Origin of the sequence: Sphaerothrix gracilis Ecp01 (genome assembly GCF_030405905.1) — a bacterium.
Taxonomy (GTDB): domain Bacteria; phylum Cyanobacteriota; class Cyanobacteriia; order Phormidesmidales; family Phormidesmidaceae; genus Sphaerothrix; species Sphaerothrix gracilis.
In genome coordinates this window covers 13180-29910 of record NZ_JASATW010000039.1, presented here as the reverse complement: position 1 = coordinate 29910, position 16731 = coordinate 13180, and the positions used below count along the sequence as shown (strand labels likewise).

The following is a 16731-nucleotide window of genomic DNA, read 5'->3' as shown; positions in this document are numbered from 1 at the left end:
GTGTAGAGAATACAGCGCACATCAATGGTGCTGCGACTGCTGACTCTTGCTGTCAGCACTTCATAGTCCGCTATCCGTTTGGGCGGTAAAGGCTGCAAGTGCTTCTGCTCTTCGGCAAACTTCGCCTGGTGCTGCTGATTGAGCTTAGCCACAATGCCGCTAATAAAGGCTTGATAGTCAGCCGCGCTGGCGAAGTCAGTGCTGCCGCGCAGGTAGAGCGCTTGGGTGATACGGTTCTTGAGATGACCATGGGGCGATTCAATCGCGCCATTTTCGTGAGCAATCCCTTTGTTGTTGCGCGTCGGCCTCAGGCGATAGTGATGACACAGGTCGTCATACAGCCGGGTCAATGGTTTGCGGCCTTTGCCGCCGGTGTTACGATAGGCGGCACTCAGGCTATCGGTGCGATGTTCTCGCGGGGCTCCACCACTTTCAAACAAGGCATTCTGCAGTCCCTCCGACAGGGCAACGAAGCTTTCACCACCTTGTATTACCTGGACATAACGCCAACCGCTGTAAGCCAAGCGGTAATGGTAGAGCAAATGCTCAAAGGGGGTGCCGTTGAGGGTAATCTTCACACCTTTCAGCTCGGTGAAGTCGGAAATGCCCATCACCCCAGGCTCGTGGCGCAGCTCAAACATCACTTCCGGCGCTTCACCATGCAACGCTTTCCACGTCCGTACACGCCTTTGCAAGGTCCGCAGCACTTGCGGATATTGACCGGGATAGCGCTCTTGCAAATGCTCGAACAGCGTCATTGGCTTCAGCCTGGGCTCCCGCCTCAGCATCGGTTCGAGTTCTTCTTCCCATATCCCCGCCAGCGGGTCTGCGCTGGTCCGCCAGTCACGCACTCGACCGCGATTCGGTTGATGGGTTCCCGCTTCAATTCGCTGGCCGGTACGCTGCGAAAATTCCGCAATCGAAGCCGCATCGCTCTGGCTTAAACCGAGTTCTCGGGCATTCATATACACTCTGATTTGATAACTTTGAATGGTTTGTTTGGGCACTGGAGGCTTCCCCACTTCTTGGGAAAACGTCTTCAGTGTCTTTTTTGTGGCGACAACTGGAACAAAGGATAGAGAACGATACTCTCAACCCGCCTTGGTAGCTGTCGTCGGCAGGACTCACCCGCCTATGTCATTGTCATCTAATAACCTTCGGATATCTTCGGAAAGAACATTTCTGATGCTCATAAAGCTCTAGCGATAGCTAGAGCTTTTTCTTATCTTCTTAGCAGCTAGAATTCTTTGAGCAAAAATAATATTGAGTGGTGAACGCTATGGCTGTATTACTGCCTTATATAGGAGTGACCTCATGTTCCAGAGCGCTAAGTCTGATTGAAAACCACCCGGATAATATTGTTGGAACATTTTGGGTAATGAGTAAGTATGGTTTCGATACCGATGATATTCCTAGCTGGTGGATTGACATTGTTCTGGAGGAAAATCAGGCAGAGGCCATGTTAGAGGCTTTTGAGAGAGGATATTTTGACGGAGAGCATGACAATCCTCTTTATCTAGGCTTTTGTATTGTCGTTGTTGCTAATCAGACTAATCCTGCCAATCTCTCCTACGTTGTTCAGCATTTGAGGATGTGTGAAGCCGAAGGAATAGGTATTTTAGAGTTGTTAGCGAAGTACAACATTCCAGCGATTACTGAAGTCACATATCATAAAGCTTTTTTGAGCTATCGCTTTGGCTACATGGGTCATGATGAAGTTCCTGAAAAACTGCTCAAACTAAAACACTGGAGTTGCCAACTTTGGGAAGATTATTGTAGCTATCTTGTATCTGCTCATGGCTACAAAATGCTTTCTGTTTTTTGGGCAAGATAAACAGATAAGGCGAAAGTCTCCATCATGCCCTAGCTATTGCTAGGGCTTTTTCTTACCTTCTTGGCGGCGATCGCTCCAATACGAAATCACTACAGCCAGCACAATAAGCCAAAAGAAGATAAACGCTCCTTCAATGCTCGCGGATGGCTCTAGCAGATAGCCAGCAGGCCAATCGCCAGAAGTTATAAAGATCCTTCTACTTCTATAAGTTCTTGCTAGAGCGTTCTTAGGATAAAGAGCTTAGAGATAGCCGTCAGCCTGAAGTTTTTCAATGATGGCCTGCCGGATGTACTGAGCTTTAGCCGTGCCCATCTCATCGAGAATTTTGCCAACGGATTCAGGTACTTTTGTGCTGTAAACCTTCCTGCTGAGAGCTTCTTCGCCGTCAGGTTGGAAAGGTTCAAGCCCAGCTAGCTGCGATTTTTTGACCATGTTTATGGGGCCTACAGCGGCAATGTAGACCAATAAAGATAAACCTCTATAGCCAGAAGAATAACACACAAGACACTGGTAGACCAAAGTTAAGGCTTGAAAACACTGGTCTACCAGTGTATAATAGTTATAGAACGCAAGAGAGGGCACCTGCCACCAAGCTAAATGCCCTCTCAAGTGGTTGTTAAACCTGGAGACATTGTAATGCCTATTGAAGTAGCCCTTGCTTACGAAGCCCAAAAGCAAGAAAAAGCTGACACTGATCGCGTTGAATGGATGCCTGAAGCACTCAATCCTGAAGCTGCTGAGGTTGAGTCAGATTTCTATGCTCCTAATGAAAGCAGCAAGTCTAGTGCCACCACAGAGGAACTAGCTTTTGCTGCTGAATCGCGGGCGGAGTATTGGTTTGATTCACCTAACCCTGATCCAGCCGCTGATCTCGACTTTCACCTAGATGGTGAGGACTGGTTGATGTTCTAAAAAGCGTTCCAGGGGCACTCCTGCCCCTAAAGGCTCTTGTTGTTATAACTCTTTGATATCAACCATTATGCAAAGTCAACCGAAAAAAAACTCTCTTGTTCAGTTTCCGCCTCAGTCTAAAGCAGCTCCTATATCAATCCAGCCTCCTAGCAAAGTGGGTGAGTGGAGCCTAAGCCAGATTCAAGAAGCTCTGAAGCGACCACTGCCAGCAAACTTGCTCAGTTCTAAGAAACGTGGTGGCAAGCGGATTACTTTCATTCATTGGTACACAGCTAACAGCATTTTAGATAAGTATGCTCCTGGCTGGGCGTGGCAGATTATCAGTACACAACTCTCTAGCGATCGCTTGTTTCTGGTAGGCCGTCTAACAATTCCTACCAGCGAAGGCCATATCTACCGCGAAGCGACGGGAACTGAGGAACTCAAGCGCCTGAATGACGATGGTGAAGAGGTAGAGCTAGCCTACGGGGATCCTTCATCCAATGCTGAAAGCAAAGCGTTTAGACGAGCGGCAGCGAAGTTTGGTCTAGGTTTGTACCTCTACAAGGACTAGGCCGCAATTGGGGGCATTTGCCCCCTGATCGTCACAGAGTAAAACTAGACATGCAACTTTGGATCTACCGCACTTCTGTTTATTTTGATGAGCGTCGGAACTGTGTTCGTCGGGTGGAAAAGCTGCCGAGCGCTCTCTATCTAAGCGATGAGAGCTATGTACTGCCGCCTAGACCACTGCATGAGCGCGAGGGGCAGCAGGTTGGATGGACATTTGAAGGCATAGCCACGGAGATTTGCTGCCAGCTTGCTGATGTTCGCTGGCAGTTCCTAGAGATTTAGAGAAGCCATTTGAGGAATAACGATGAACTTTTACCAGGAAGAACTCAAGCAGCTAGTAGGCGCTAGAATCCTAGCAGCCGATGTGGAAGGGGATTATCCTGACGCTTATCCTTACTTAGTGATAGAGCTTCCGAACGGCGATCGCCGCTATGTAGTAGCTCAAGCGGACGCGGAGGGTAACGGCCCAGGCTTTCTGCGTGTGGCTACTGCAACTGCTCAGTAATTTAATGAACGGGTTAAACCGTCGTATCATGGCAGAGTACAAGTCCGGACTTGTAAAACAAGTATTGCTGGTAGAAGCTATGCAGCGGCAAAAACAAAAACGCATTGCAATAATGAGTAATGCGGGAGGAACTGGTAAGAGTACGTTGGCGATTAACATCGCTTACCAGTTGGCTAGATTAGGTAAAACGGTTTGCTTAATTGGCTGCGACCCAAATGGCTCTTTGACATTGTTTGCTGGGTTAGAAGATCCACCAGAGTCAAAGCTGACTCTTGATAGAGTGTTAGACTTTGAATTCGATGGCAGATGGCCTTTGTTTTCTGTTTGGCGTGATCGCATTTCTGGAGTAGATGCTTGCTTGGGCGGCTTACCCTTGGTAAAAACTGCTAAGCGTCTGGAACATGATTCTAAAGGAGTTTCTCGATTAACTTATGCTTTAGAAGACTATCCTCTGCCTCACGACATTTTAATTTTTGATTGTCCTGGAACGATTGAGCTATTTCATGAAGTTACGCTGACTGCCAGCACTCATCTTCTGATTGTCATTCAACCAGAAGATAAAGACATCGATGCAATGGGAAAATTGCTTGCCTGGATTTACGAGTCCCGTAGAAGACTCAGGCTAAAGCCTGCACCAAGAATACTAGGAGTTGTTCCAAACAGATATCGTAAGGATAGAGCAATGCACCGAGACAATATGGGAGATGCTCCGGAAGAGTCTTTACCTTCAGCTCTAGAAGCGATGGGTATTGAGCAATTTCCTGTCATACGTGATAGCGCTCATGTGGCTAATGCCTCTGCTAATGGCTTGCCGCTAGGTCTTTGGCGTAGTGGAGAAGAGTTGAACAAGATATTTGAGAAAATTGCTTCGGCTGTAGTTGCTGCGGAGATAAGTAGATGAGCAGAGGGAAGCGACGGCCAGTAACAAATATGCTGAAAGATGCAATGGTTGCTCAGATAGATGATGTAATCGCTCTTAAAGATGAGGAAATTGAGCGCTTAAAGCAAGAGTTAGCTTCTCAGGCTGGAAGCTGTCAAGAACTGCCTATACGCAAAATTGTTCCTCTACAACTCAAACTAAATGAGCAGGGAGAGACAATTATTGTCCGCCAGCCACGAGCGCATTTTGATTTGGAGAAGCTAGCCGATCTAAAACGCTCGATCGAAATAAATGGTCTACATGAACCGATTATTGTTCGTTTAATGCCTGATGGTGGCTACGGTATTATTGATGGTGAACGTCGATGGCGTTGTCATATTGAGTTAGGGAAGCAGTCAATTCTAGGAATTGTTCATGGTACATTGAGCGATGACGAAGCGCTAGAGCGTTCTCTCACAAGTCATTGCTTGCGAGAACAAGTTAGTCCTCTAGAGCAAACAATCTCAATTGTGAATCTAATGCGATTGCGTTTAAACATGAACGCAATCGAAGTTCGCAGATTTTTACATTCACTGAATAACTCCCTTCATGGCAAGACCAACGTTCAGACTGATTCTGAGAATACCGCTGCTGTTATTGGGATTCTAAATTCGCTAGGCTTGCAGTTGGGTAGTTTGATTGCTCGACTGCCGTTGCTAGATCTGTCTGTGAGTCTACGCCAAGCCGTTGAAGATGGAGTATTAAGTCCCACTAATGCGATGCTAATTGCTCGTGCGCCTGAACAATTACATCAGCAATTGCTTGATGAAGGAAAATCTTTGAGTAAGCGTGAATTACAGAAGTTAATTACTTGTCTCAAAGAAAAAAAAATAGAGGCCAGCAAGGAACAGACCCCTATAGCCATATCTGAGGTAGCGACTCAGATAAAAACCATCTCCAAATCTCCGTTTATCAAAAACGGCGGTGATCAAAGGGTAAACCGTAAGCTTCAAAAAATCTCAAAGCTTTTATCCGAAGTTCAAGAATATCTAAAACAGAAAAGTAGTTAAGTTGACACGTTTGATATGGTCTTCTACAGCTCAATATCGGGACTATCTCGTTTTTGCGATCGCTCTTGCGTTAGGGCTTGCTCGATGCTACTCCATGCTTTTGCATCGCGGTTGCTGAGATTGTTCTGAAGTGTTCTGCCTTCGCGGTTGTATTTAGCAATAACGCCGCGACTGTCTTGAGTGCTGAATAGAGATAACTGATTGCTCTCGCCGTCAATATGAAGAGTATAGTTGTTTCCTTCTAGTCGTTGTCCTGTTGGCTCTCTCTGGATGGACTCTGGAAAAATGTCAAGTAGTTTTCTGGCTGTGGGGTATATGTCTTGTGCCCACTGACTTTGAAAGTCTTGCACTTCTTCTCTACTGAGATAGCTCTGCTTTTGGAACGACCAGCTTTCTAATTCTGGTGCTACTTCTTTCCTTATCAGTCGTTCTGCGAGGACTGCCATTTCAGTTGGCCCAATACCTCCAGGAACAGGTGTGATGTTCTGGGGGATGTCATAGGTAGATTTTTTCACATCTCCATAGATTTCATTCCCTACGGGCGAAAAGCCACAGTCAATTATGACTCTATGATGAGGTCTGAGATGTCTTTCATCTAGAATCTCTGATTGTCCAACAGCCGAGATGACGATATCGGCGTCTGCAACCTGTAGCAGGTCGTCCGGTGTGAAATCTGGGTTTCTGGCATCTAGTTCAAGAATAGAAGCACCTTGTTCCCTCAGTTGGCTAACGACACCACTACCGACAAAGCCTTGCGCTCCGACAACAGCAATTGAGAGATCATCTGAGTCTGTAAATGCAGCAGTTGTTCTCAGGATGGCATCTGAAGTAGCTGGAGTTTGAAACGGATTTTCTTCTCGAATTGTCAATGTGTCCAAGTCTTTTTCTGGAGCAATATGCCTTAAGTTTCTCCTAATGCTGATGTCCATCGGATGTTGAACAATGATGCCCGCTACTGAGGAGTCTTCGTTAAGTGCTGAAATAGTCTGAGTGAATTCTTCTATAGAGATATCCCATCGCTTAGAAATATCTATAGGTTCAATGCCTAAATCTCTAAACGTTCTGAGTTTGGCACGAGTTGAAACATCAGCCGCTTTAATTCGTGTCCTTAGACTTTCAGGTGCTCCCTCACCGGGATCTTCAAAATGAATTATGGCGACTTTAGTATTTCGCTCTCTGATTGTTGATTCAAAACGAGTTAGCTGCTGCTTAACGTTTCTAAGTAGTTGCCTACCATCAACTCGGTTTCCCCAGTGATTATTCATCTCTCCAGTTGCGCCAGTCTAACTCTCTTAGCACCTCTTTGACTGGTTTAAGTTCTAAGCTTGAAAGCAACGGGCTGTCTAATGAAATGCGTTCGTAGTCAGAGTAGTTTCCGATTTCCTCAAAGCTATGACCATTCCAAGTCAAATGAATATTCTGAAAACTTTCAATATCAGCCGTCCAAAGGGTGTCTGCTGTAGAGAATGGGCCTGCGTGAGCAAGCCAGGTAATTTCTGTTGGTTTGATGGTTGAAACTTGGTTCTTAATAATACTGTAAGCTGCATTAGCCGCTGGCGTAACTTTGGTTAGAAAAGACTTATTTTCAGGGCTGCTTCTCAGCTCTGAAAGAATAACGATAGGTTTTCCAGTCTTTAGCGTCACCCTAATCAAGCAATGAACAGTCCCCCCAGATGAGTGCTGCCAGTGAAGAATTCCTGCCATACCATGAGCAGTTTTTTCCTGGGGAGCACAATAGGTCATTGTGGTAGCTAGAGTCATTGGTATCTCCTTGATACTTTAAGATTATCAACAAACTCTTTTGAAACCTGCAATCACCTGCTGCCCCTTCGCCTGCCAGCTATCAGCTAGCTGCTGCAACTCCTTTTGGTGAGGTTGAATAGCTGGATAGTCCTCAGCATTCTGACAGAGGCGGCGCAGTTCATCAGCCCATTGCCCATAGCGGGATTGGCCGATAATCCCGGCTGTTGTCTGTACATAGTTAACCAGAATACGCGGGTGAATAGTAAAAGCATTGTGGCCCCACTGCTCAAGACACTGAAGAAAATATTCATAATCACAAAAGATGCGAAACTCTGGGTTCCACCAGGGGCAATCTACTTTTCTGTGGACAAAACCATTGCTATCAAATGGTACTTTTTGCCGAATTAGCTCGGTTGCCGTCGCAGTTATAGACGGAGAAATGAAGCTGCTTCCGGTTGCTGTATCTGAGTCCCGTCGCCGTCGCTGCTGCACCATAGAGCAATGAATGTGAGGGTGCTGCTGAAAGAAGCGTAAGGTCTGAGCAGTAAACTCAGGCGCGAGTATATTGTCATCGTCAAGATAGGCGATCAGTTCTCCGGTCGCCTGCCGCAAGCCCAGGTTGCGGGCATGGCAAAGCCCAAAGCCTGTCTTCGGGTGAGCTATGGGTAGATGAATGATAGGGAAAGGTGCCCTCAGCGATCGCAGGATTTGAGTTGTTTCTGGATCTGCGCCATCATTAACGACAATCCATTCAAAATTTTCTGCTTCTATCTGCTGAGCTAGAATGCTGGGCAGTGCCCGCTGCTGTAGAATCTGCGCTCGGTTGTAGGTGGCAGTAATAAATGACAGTTTGAGCGTGTTATTGAACTATTTTACCTTCTCTGTAGTAACTGCAAGTAGTAACTGCAAGCCTTTTCTATATTTACATTTAGCTAGCTGTTGCTGATAGGGAATAATCAGGGAGACTCTATCAATTTGATGTGAGTGGCAGATATGGCTAGCGAGAACAAGAAAGAAGAGGTAGCTTACTATAGTGGTGAGCCGATATATCAGTCAAGGCGCAAGCTGAGCCTATCAGAACAGGAGCGGCTCCTAAACTGGCATCCACTGCTGACAGGTTACTGCCCCAAATGCCAAGCTGAAATTCCTCATGCGCTAATGCAGACCGATTGGCAATGTCAGCAATGTGACTGGAGACTAGTTGATCAACAACGGGAAAACACAGTGATGGCTTCCCGGATTGTTTCTGGATCTGGAGTCTCTGCCTGATGTTCCATATTTTTCAGTTTGTGTACTGTGCCTCTTCCCAGTTAGGAAGTTTCAGTTTGTCACGGGCGATCGCTTGGAGTATTGAGTCTTTATTCGATACTCTGCGATTATGCCTGCTAGTAAGGCCGTGTTCCCTGTGGGCCGTTTTAATCTCTGCTGATTTAGCTTTCATTACTTCTCTAATTACTGGCTGAGAGCCAGCGCCCAGAAGTAACGCCAAGCTTTTCACTGATGGGAAGGAAATTCTGATTTTCTGTTCAGAGTTTTTCTGTTCATCGTTCCAATCTATGATTGCCTCAACAATCTCTTCTACATTGGCTGTTGAATCGCTGTGATCGCGTTCTAGAACACGATCGATAGGCTTGTTAGACTGATTGCCGCTGTTGCTGCTTAGAGCATGGATGCGGTTCAGTTGCAATTGAGCCGCATCTAGCTCAGTTTCAAGCTGCTCTATCCGGTCAATGAACCAGTTGAAAGCTTTAGTCAACTGGTGGGATTCTTCGCCGCCGACAGCTCTCTTTTTTAAGAACTGCTCTAGCAAAGATCTAACAATTTCGGCCTCACTCTCCTCTGGAACTAGCTGATGCATTAGTTCTAGATCCTCAGCATAAATCTGAATTTGCTTGGTTGATTTCTTTTCCATCACTACTACACCTAGGCTGAGTCTGATATCTGGAGCTGAGGGAGCTGGGCTAATTGAGTCTACTACCGTTATGCCTCTAACTGAGACATAAAGTATTTGGCGAGAGCGATCGCTGTCTTTCTGTTTTTAGTGATTCTGCCGCCGAATCGGCAGATTCCTTCCAGTTCCGAATTGTGAGCACTCCAGTTGATTTTCTGGAGTTCCTTCAGCCACTCAAAGCCTCTACCAGCTTTAATTTGCTGATTGCCAATTAGGGCGATCGCATTCATTGTGATTGCGTGAAAGCTGATAGTTTCAGCTCTCAGTCTGTCGGCCTCTTTGGTATCCAGATTCTTCCAGTCTGGATGGTGGTCTGCAACTGCCTGCCAAAACTCGATAGCAGTTGCCACTAGATCTCTATCCAGTCCCTTAGAAAAGATCTGTGAGCACTCTTTTAGGTTATTCATTGTCCAAAGGTCATCGCCTCTGGCATTCGTACCTTCAAGAGCCGTTCTGCCCTCAAAAATAGTGACATTGGTTAAGATTTCGCGGGCAATGTCACAGTGAGGATCGTTGTTATCAAACAGAGCAATTATGCTCTGGGATGGTTTGGCTGTGTGCTTATTGATGTCCAAAAAGATACGCTTACGCTTGCTACCGTCTGTATCCGGCAATAGCATCATGCCGATAGTTTCTTGTCCAACCAGTGCTGCGCCATCCAAATAAGCTTGGATGGCTCCAGCAATGCGGTGTTGACCATCGGCTAGCCAGAACTGGGTTGTAGTTGGCAGCGATAACGTTCCAAACTCAGATGTGAAGCCAGTAGAGCTATTGGACAAGTCAAAATCATCGTCGTCGAACTCGACTCCGTAAAATTCATAGCTCTCTGATTCTGGAATGTCGATCGTGACCGTGACAGGAGGGAGAACGTAGAAATTTTGTGGTAAACACCCCTGCAAAATGTATTGAGTAAGCTTCTTGACTCTGGAGTTGTTCAGAGTGCGCTGAGCCAACGATAGAGGCTGCTTCTTGCTGATTCGTTCCCGCTTGAAGAAAGGCCGGAAGTATTCGTGCAACTGAGCAATGCTCACAGTAGTCATCCAGTAAAACGAACCGGACTGCCAGCCCTGAACGACTGGCAATTCAAGCCGCTGTAGTGCGGCTTCTCCGGCTGGCTTTACGGGTGCGTTGAGTGACTCTGTAGTTGCTGTCGTCATGGTTGTTATCTACTCCTAAGATGGTTGGAACGGTGCCGGTGATAGTGGCCCATTTGAGGGCGTACTGCTCGTCTGATATTCGTTGCTTCTCGTAGGGAGCAGCGGGCATCACGACGAATTGCTCCTCGACGTAGGGAGGCTTTGGCTTCACTACGTTTTTCTTCTGTCTGCCGCGCTTGTTAGTCGTGTAGAAGATTTCTGGTTCCGGTCTCGGAATTGTCCAGAGCCGCCAAGACAGCTTTTCCAGAGCCGCTACTTTGCCGTAGCGATCGCTGAGTTCATGCAGAAAAGCTAGACTTAACGCTTCGGTGCCCTGGTGGATAATTCTATTCTGTCGATAGGGAACTTTGGCTTTGCCGTCCCAGATGCGCCGCACGCAGTAGACGGCCCACATCTTGCCTTCACGTAGCTGCTCGGCCTGTTGTTCAGCCAAATCGCGGCCAAGCCCTTGGAGTTCTGGCGCAACCAGTTCGGGCCAGTGTTGGCCGTTGAGCAGTTCTTGGTAGTAAGCCAGTGCTGCGGTGTTCTCACTTTCTTGCAGCACATCGACCACGAGTGCATTGGTGAATAGCGGTTGTCTCGTGTTCAGGCCCAGAGCGATATGCTCAATAAATGCAGCTTCTCCGCCATAATGCGGTTCAAGTAGCCAGTCTTCACGTAGGTCTGTGTGAGTGTTATTGCCTCTCTGCCGCTTCCTACCGTTGCATTCAGAGAAAGGGCAGCAGTTCACACAGTACGATTTCTTGCCTCTGGTAATACGTCCGTTGGTGGCATCAAGCAGGAAATTATCGAGGGTGGTTTCACACCATTCTCGATCTAGCTCCATCTCAATGAGCGGGAACCGAAAAACCTGTTGCCGTTCCACGCTCTCTTTGATTCGCCCAGCTTCATTAGAGTTGAATGCAATTTCGTAATCGTAGGGCTGATCGCCAAAGTTCCGCTCCTTCAGGCGGCTAACTTCATCAGCGTTAAAACCGATCTCATAAACGGGTGTATGCCGTGTTACACTGCCATCCTTTTCAGCACGCTTTGCTTCATCAGCGTTGTAGCCAATGAACCGTTCACGGGGGCTATCGCCAAACAAATGACCGGCGATCGCATCAATCACCCAGCCCTTGAATTTAAGGGTGCAAAGGCGACTAGAGCCATTGCGCTGTGGCACGGTGCCGCTCATCAGCAAGTACGGAAACAAGCTGTAGCGACCCCGTAAATAAAATCTGGTGGGCTGTCTGGTTGACGAGAGGACGGTGATTCCGTGTCTCTCGAACTCACCATTACGATGAGCTTGGATAAACCAGATGTTGTGTCGGCGGCATAGAGGAAAAATAGCATCCTCCATGATTCGTTTAGTCTCTTCCGACTCGCCGCCAACGACGGCGTGAATGACGACCAAGTTAGAGAGTGGGAAACCGCGTTCCTCATCTCTCATCTGGCAGTAATGCACTAGCAGTGCATTACTATCCACTCCGGCCCCGCTGGAGAGAACGTGTGGTTTGAAATGCGGATCAAGAGTGCTCAGCAGCTCGTTGAACTTTGCCTCCTCATAATCTGCAAAGTGAAGTTGCGGTAAATTCATTCTCTCCATTCCAAGATCTTGCATCCCCTTACATTGTTTATTTTGTCTAACTTATCTAAATTTGACAAGTTAATCAGATTGACTGACATGGCCGGGGTATTGACAACAAGGTTGTTTAATTCCTTGTTAGTAAGGCATTAGCTTGATGATAAAATTTATTTTCTCTGTCGATCGTATTATTTTTATTGCTTAATTTATGTTATTTTCCTTGTTAAAATGCTTCTGTATGTAGGCACGCAACGCACAAGAAAAAGGGAAATATGCTTCTCGCTGAGAAAGCTGCAGAGAATACTAATCAGCTCTCGCTGTTTGAATTCGATCTTTCGTCTTATGCTCGCTATGTCGTAGCTTTCAGTGGCGGGAAAGATTCTCTAGCGTGTTTGCTCTATCTGCTGGAGCGGGGAGTTCCTACTGAAAAGATAGAAATTTGGCATCATCTGGTCGATGGTGCTGAGGGGTCAACCTTGTTTGATTGGCCCTGTACGGAATCCTATTGTCGAGCCATCGCAAAAGCATTTGGCATTCCTATTTACATGTCATGGCGTGTAGGAGGCTTTGAGGGTGAGCTGCTCAAGGATGGCGCTCGAACTCAGTCCATTTGTTTTGAGTCCCCAGACGGGGCTGTTCAAAGAATTGGCGGCACGCGAGGAAAAATTTCTACCAGGCGTCGTTATCCACAGCAGTCTGGTCAGTTGCGAGCTGGCCGATGGTGTAGTGGTTGCCTCAAAATTGATGTTGGTCGGACTGCACTCTGCAACCAACGTCGATTCAACAACAGCCGGACTTTATTCATTTCTGGAGAGCGAGCAGAAGAGAGTCCGGCACGGGCCAACTATGCCGTATTCGAGCCTCACGAGAGCGATTTACACTGCTCTAAGAAGGCTCGGCATATTGCTCGTTGGCGGCCTGTTCATGGCTGGTCTGAGGCCGCCGTTTGGGAGATTATTCAGCGTTGGTCTGTAGATCCTCATCCGGCATACAAGCTCGGCTTTAGCCGCTGTAGCTGCCGGGCCTGCATCTTCAATCAAGATGCAGCTTGGGCAACGCTGGCGCTCCTAGACCCAGCGGGAACAGAGCGCCATTGCCAGCTCGAAGACGAGTTTGGCTGGACAATCGATCGTAATGGTCGACCGCTTCGAGAAAGAATTGCAAGTGCTCAGCCGTTTCAGGCTGCTACTGAGCCTGCGGCCCAGGTTGTTATTCAGCGAGCATTGAGCTTTGAAAAATGGAATCAGCCAATTAGGCCGATTGATTGGAGCCTTCCTCCTAGAGCTTACAGCTCCACAGGTGGCCCCTCTTAGTTCGTTTAGTTCGCCTTGATTGAAGTCAATATTTGAAGTCAATAACAAAGGTGAAAATGAATATACAAGAGAGCTTTGAACGATTGGGGAAGACAGTTTATTTGATTGTAGAGAATCGGGCCTTCCACGGCAGCTTTGCTGCCAAGCCAGGAGATAAAGAGTCTCTAGCTGAGCCTTGGATTTCGCAAGGCTTTCAAGTGGTTCTTTCTCGCTTTTGGTGATCTGAGTAAACCATGCTTCAACCCCCTTGAAGCCTCATACTTAGAGTGCGCAGTTCAGCTTGTTTTCACCGAATCCACATAAGAATCGAACGAAAAAATGTCGCGTCCCCCTACTTATCCTTGGCGCGATTGCGGCCACTGCTAAGTGGCTGCCAGAGTCCGTTACCGAGGCGATTGCTACCGCCTTGCCTAGTAGCTCCATGCCTGTCAGCGAACACTACCAGCTCGTCCCTGGCTCGGTTTACAACGGCGACACGCTCAGAGTGACAGACGGCTCCAAGGAAATTAAGATTTGGCTGTGCGGGATTGACGCCCCTGAGATGGAGTAGCCGCTGGGAGAAGCTTCACGTAACCATCTGCGATCGCTGATCAACAAGGGTGACGGTAGCCTTATCGTGATGCCTATTGAAACCGACCGCTATGGCCGAACAGTAGCTGAGCTATTCGTTGCCACCAGCACTGATGAAGAAATTCACCTCAACTCTCAGATGACGCTAGACGGCTATGCCTATCACTACGAGCGCTATAGCGATAGTTGTCCGAATCAGAGTGCGATCGCTTTGGGTGAGGAGCAGGCGAGGCAGGCGCGGGTAGGGGTTTGGGCAAATGCTGGCGCGGTGAAGCCTTGGGAGTATCGAGAGGCCGAGCGGAGGCGATAATGTCTTAATTTGCGGCTGTATCACTATTTGAGTTAATCACGGGAGAGAGACTGTCTTGTCTACCTTCCTGAATTGGAAATACATGCACTAAGTATAGATATAGAAAACTAACTGAAAAAGCCAAAATAAAAACGCCTAGAATTGATGAGGTAATTTCAAGTCCGGCTGGCCCTAACTTTAGATTTCCCTCTGACTGTTCATCCTTTGTAAACTGGATATACGACAAATATAGTCCAAAGGCTACAGTGCCAAGAACTATGAAAAAAAGAACATTGTCTTTGGCAAATTGAGTCTGAATTGCAACTTTTCTGTGTTTAAGACTCCATATTTTGTATTCTTCGAGTTCAGAAGCTAGGTTAGAAAATTCGCTATCTAGAATAATACTGCTTTCACTGGGTGGTGATAATGCTATGGGCGTCTCAAACTCTGGTTGCCTAGTTAGCAAATTTCCTTCAGGAAGCTGTGAGGAAGGCGAATTCGGCAAAATTGGACGGACTTCAGGTTCGGCAGGTATGTATATATGAGACTCAATAAAAGGCAATGGTAACTCTTCAGGTGAAATGCTTCTAGAGTCCAAGTCTGTTGATTGCGATGCAGAAGACTGAGATGATGATGGTTCCTCAAGAGCTCGTTCTTCAGATGAACTATTAAAGCTCAATACGACAAACAGACATACAGTAAGAATTACGCTCGTAGCGCTCAATAAAAAAACGATTAAAACTGACTGTCTGGTGAAAAGTTTGAAATTTGGTGACTTAGCCAAGATTCAATCCTCAAACCTTCAATTTTCTAATCATTCTGAAGACTTTTGATTCCAGATGGCTGTTAACTTGCTTCATAATAATAGGCCGAGCGAATTTAATAGTCTTAAAAGCGATCGCCTTCACATCTCACTCCCTCTACTGCTGGGCAACCTATAAGCGCTACCAACGCTAACGAAGGAAGAGGTGCCGAATGCGATCGCCTAATACGCTACGACTCAAACGCTGGAGTATGCTAGCAGCAACTTGTTGTTTGCTGGGCTCGCTCTACGGACTACCGGCGATTGCTCAAGAGCACGCACCTGAATGCGGCTCTGAATCTTTCAATGGTCTGCCTGGGAATACGCTTTGTCGTGTGGGTGATTCAGAGTATCGAATTCAGATGTTCGATGAGCAGCAGGGGCGTTTAGAAACAGTAATCTCTTGCGATGAGACTCCTAGCTTCACAGCTAGCCCTCTAATCTGCCAGCTTGATGAGGATGCGATCAATGTGTCTGAACTGACAGAGCAACAGCGGGCTTATTTAGAGCAAAACTTTCCAGAGTGGCTTAATCCGGCTGCAGGTTTTTTGCTGCGCTCAGCACCAGCGGTTTGCTTCACTGGGGGATGTACGCAAGGAGAACCGACTTCTGTAAATCTAATCATTCCAAATGAATAAACGACCAGAGTGCGATCGCTGTCACTTCTACGCCCATAGCACCTACCTAGTCTGTGCCCTGCATCCATCTGGCCCAGAGCGCGAGACGTGTCTCGATTTTCGACAAACAAATCAGCCGGTTCAGCCTGAAGATGATCCGCTCTCCTGGTATGACGCCGAAGAGACCTGGCAACCGGATGGCGCGGCTTTCTATAACGGTGAGTTGATTCTACAGCCAGAGCAGCGACTGAGCTTAGCAGAGCGCCGGGCGCTGCTGGACTGGCATCCGCTATTTACGGGGCGCTGCCCTGAGTGTGAGCGATCGCTGTGGTATGAGCGATCGCGGATTCATTGGGATTGTGAGGAGTGTGAGTGGAAGGATGATTCGGTGTAGATTAGATCTCTAGTTCGTAGTCTGCTAGCCAATTTTCATCTTTATCTAAACACTAGTCATCGCTCTGCGCTTTTGCCCAGAACAAGCCCATAATTACTGCATCGGGAAACTGTTCGATTAGGCGTCGCCGCGCTGCTGCAAAATGTGCTCCACTAGTGAGCACATCATCTACGATCATCAACCAAGTATTGATCTCACATTGAGCAGCCAAATCTTCATCAATTGCAAAGTCTTTATAGATTTGGTCAGCCGAACGCCCGCCACCCGAACTTTGGTAGGAACTTTTTGAGACGCTTCGGGTGCGATAAAGCAAAGGTAAGTAAATTATATTTTCAAGTCTTCTAGATACACTCTTAGCTGCCTGATCTATGCGGTCGTCGTATTCAATGTGATCAGCCGTTTTTGACGGAGGCATTGGTACTAGAGCGATAGAGCTGTGTGAATACAGCCGTAGAAAAGAAGATAGCTCATCTGCAAAAGCTAGAATAGCCTTTTGCTTGTACCTCATTCGCCATGACTCAGAATTAGGCGAAATCTTGAGATTAGCAATAAGCTGATTAGTCTCAGAGTAGTCATAACCTACCCTCGGTGTGTAAATG

22 protein-coding genes are annotated in these 16731 nt (G+C 47.1%); 12 read left to right on the top strand and 10 right to left on the bottom strand.

Features of this window, described 5'->3' with window-relative positions; all coding sequences use genetic code 11:
- The coding region (istA, locus tag QJQ48_RS25595) for an IS21 family transposase (RefSeq protein ID WP_346294086.1) at window positions 1–1007 on the bottom strand (1007 nt) is incomplete at its 3' end.
- A gap of 272 nt (window positions 1008–1279) precedes the next feature.
- On the opposite strand from istA, the gene QJQ48_RS25590 reads away from it, so the two are divergent.
- Entirely contained in the window at window positions 1280–1834 is a 555-nt protein-coding gene (locus QJQ48_RS25590) for a hypothetical protein (protein ID WP_346294085.1), read from the top strand.
- Between the two features lie 240 nt (window positions 1835–2074).
- Here QJQ48_RS25590 and QJQ48_RS25585 read toward each other — a convergent pair whose 3' ends face one another.
- Window positions 2075–2266 carry a hypothetical protein gene (locus QJQ48_RS25585; protein WP_346294084.1) on the bottom strand — a complete coding sequence of 64 codons (192 nt, stop codon included), beginning with the start codon at window positions 2264–2266 and terminating at the stop codon, window positions 2075–2077.
- 204 nt (window positions 2267–2470) lie between these two features.
- Here QJQ48_RS25585 and QJQ48_RS25580 point away from each other — a divergent pair, with 204 nt between their 5' ends.
- The 6 genes from QJQ48_RS25580 to QJQ48_RS25555 all read left to right on the top strand — a co-directional run bounded on the left by QJQ48_RS25580 (window position 2471) and on the right by QJQ48_RS25555 (window position 5732).
- Window positions 2471–2746 (top strand): hypothetical protein, encoded by a 276-nt coding sequence (locus QJQ48_RS25580; RefSeq protein WP_346294083.1) that lies wholly within the window; start codon window positions 2471–2473, stop codon window positions 2744–2746.
- Between the two features lie 67 nt (window positions 2747–2813).
- Window positions 2814–3299, top strand: a complete 486-nt coding sequence (locus tag QJQ48_RS25575) for a Rad52/Rad22 family DNA repair protein (protein ID WP_346294082.1) — start codon at window positions 2814–2816, stop codon at window positions 3297–3299.
- 50 nt (window positions 3300–3349) lie between these two features.
- Window positions 3350–3580 (top strand): hypothetical protein, encoded by a 231-nt coding sequence (locus QJQ48_RS25570; RefSeq protein ID WP_346294081.1) that lies wholly within the window; start codon window positions 3350–3352, stop codon window positions 3578–3580.
- A 22-nt stretch (window positions 3581–3602) separates the two neighbouring features.
- Window positions 3603–3803, top strand: coding sequence for a hypothetical protein (locus tag QJQ48_RS25565; RefSeq protein WP_346294080.1), 201 nt, complete (start codon window positions 3603–3605; stop codon window positions 3801–3803).
- Between the two features lie 4 nt (window positions 3804–3807).
- Window positions 3808–4704, top strand: coding sequence for a ParA family protein (locus QJQ48_RS25560; protein WP_346294079.1), 897 nt, complete (start codon window positions 3808–3810; stop codon window positions 4702–4704).
- 29 nt (window positions 4705–4733) lie between these two features.
- The gene (locus tag QJQ48_RS25555; RefSeq protein ID WP_346294078.1) at window positions 4734–5732 is read left to right on the top strand and encodes a ParB/RepB/Spo0J family partition protein; all 999 of its coding nucleotides are present in this window, start codon (window positions 4734–4736) and stop codon (window positions 5730–5732) included.
- A 23-nt stretch (window positions 5733–5755) separates the two neighbouring features.
- On the opposite strand, the gene QJQ48_RS25550 is transcribed toward QJQ48_RS25555, so the two are convergent.
- The 6 genes from QJQ48_RS25550 to QJQ48_RS25525 all read right to left on the bottom strand — a co-directional run bounded on the left by QJQ48_RS25550 (window position 5756) and on the right by QJQ48_RS25525 (window position 12048).
- Window positions 5756–6997, bottom strand: a complete 1242-nt coding sequence (locus tag QJQ48_RS25550) for a tetrahydrofolate dehydrogenase/cyclohydrolase catalytic domain-containing protein (RefSeq protein ID WP_346294077.1) — start codon at window positions 6995–6997, stop codon at window positions 5756–5758.
- Window positions 6990–7493 carry a hypothetical protein gene (locus QJQ48_RS25545; protein ID WP_346294076.1) on the bottom strand — a complete coding sequence of 168 codons (504 nt, stop codon included), beginning with the start codon at window positions 7491–7493 and terminating at the stop codon, window positions 6990–6992. The genes QJQ48_RS25550 and QJQ48_RS25545 overlap by 8 nt, the downstream gene beginning before the upstream one ends.
- A 27-nt stretch (window positions 7494–7520) precedes the next feature.
- Entirely contained in the window at window positions 7521–8315 is a 795-nt protein-coding gene (locus QJQ48_RS25540) for a glycosyltransferase family A protein (protein ID WP_346294089.1), read from the bottom strand.
- A gap of 442 nt (window positions 8316–8757) precedes the next feature.
- Entirely contained in the window at window positions 8758–9387 is a 630-nt protein-coding gene (locus QJQ48_RS25535; RefSeq protein ID WP_346294075.1) for a hypothetical protein, read from the bottom strand.
- A 68-nt stretch (window positions 9388–9455) separates the two neighbouring features.
- On the bottom strand, window positions 9456–10583 hold the full coding sequence (locus QJQ48_RS25530) for a DNA sulfur modification protein DndB (RefSeq protein ID WP_346294074.1): 1128 nt from the start codon (window positions 10581–10583) through the stop codon (window positions 9456–9458).
- Window positions 10510–12048: a hypothetical protein gene (locus QJQ48_RS25525; RefSeq protein ID WP_346294073.1), complete on the bottom strand. Its 1539-nt coding sequence runs from the start codon at window positions 12046–12048 to the stop codon at window positions 10510–10512. Before QJQ48_RS25525 ends, QJQ48_RS25530 begins: the two co-directional genes overlap by 74 nt.
- A gap of 644 nt (window positions 12049–12692) precedes the next feature.
- Here QJQ48_RS25525 and QJQ48_RS25520 point away from each other — a divergent pair.
- From QJQ48_RS25520 to QJQ48_RS25510, 3 genes are all read left to right on the top strand, one after another.
- The gene (locus QJQ48_RS25520) at window positions 12693–13460 is read left to right on the top strand and encodes a phosphoadenosine phosphosulfate reductase domain-containing protein (RefSeq protein ID WP_346294072.1); all 768 of its coding nucleotides are present in this window, start codon (window positions 12693–12695) and stop codon (window positions 13458–13460) included.
- A 280-nt stretch (window positions 13461–13740) separates the two neighbouring features.
- Complete coding sequence (locus tag QJQ48_RS25515) at window positions 13741–14010, top strand: hypothetical protein (protein ID WP_346294071.1); 270 nt, start codon at window positions 13741–13743, stop codon at window positions 14008–14010.
- 3 nt (window positions 14011–14013) lie between these two features.
- Entirely contained in the window at window positions 14014–14340 is a 327-nt protein-coding gene (locus tag QJQ48_RS25510) for a thermonuclease family protein (RefSeq protein WP_346294088.1), read from the top strand.
- 4 nt (window positions 14341–14344) lie between these two features.
- On the opposite strand, the gene QJQ48_RS25505 is transcribed toward QJQ48_RS25510, so the two are convergent.
- Complete coding sequence (locus QJQ48_RS25505; RefSeq protein WP_346294070.1) at window positions 14345–15103, bottom strand: hypothetical protein; 759 nt, start codon at window positions 15101–15103, stop codon at window positions 14345–14347.
- A gap of 191 nt (window positions 15104–15294) precedes the next feature.
- On the opposite strand from QJQ48_RS25505, the gene QJQ48_RS25500 reads away from it, so the two are divergent.
- Both QJQ48_RS25500 and QJQ48_RS25495 read left to right on the top strand, forming a co-directional pair.
- Window positions 15295–15759 carry a hypothetical protein gene (locus QJQ48_RS25500; protein ID WP_346294069.1) on the top strand — a complete coding sequence of 155 codons (465 nt, stop codon included), beginning with the start codon at window positions 15295–15297 and terminating at the stop codon, window positions 15757–15759.
- A complete protein-coding gene (locus QJQ48_RS25495; protein ID WP_346294068.1) occupies window positions 15752–16132 on the top strand; it encodes a hypothetical protein in 381 nt (126 codons plus the stop codon). Before QJQ48_RS25500 ends, QJQ48_RS25495 begins: the two co-directional genes overlap by 8 nt.
- 52 nt (window positions 16133–16184) lie before the next feature.
- On the opposite strand, the gene QJQ48_RS25490 is transcribed toward QJQ48_RS25495, so the two are convergent.
- Window positions 16185–16640 (bottom strand): hypothetical protein, encoded by a 456-nt coding sequence (locus QJQ48_RS25490; RefSeq protein WP_346294067.1) that lies wholly within the window; start codon window positions 16638–16640, stop codon window positions 16185–16187.
- Between the last annotated feature and the right edge of the window lie 91 nt (window positions 16641–16731).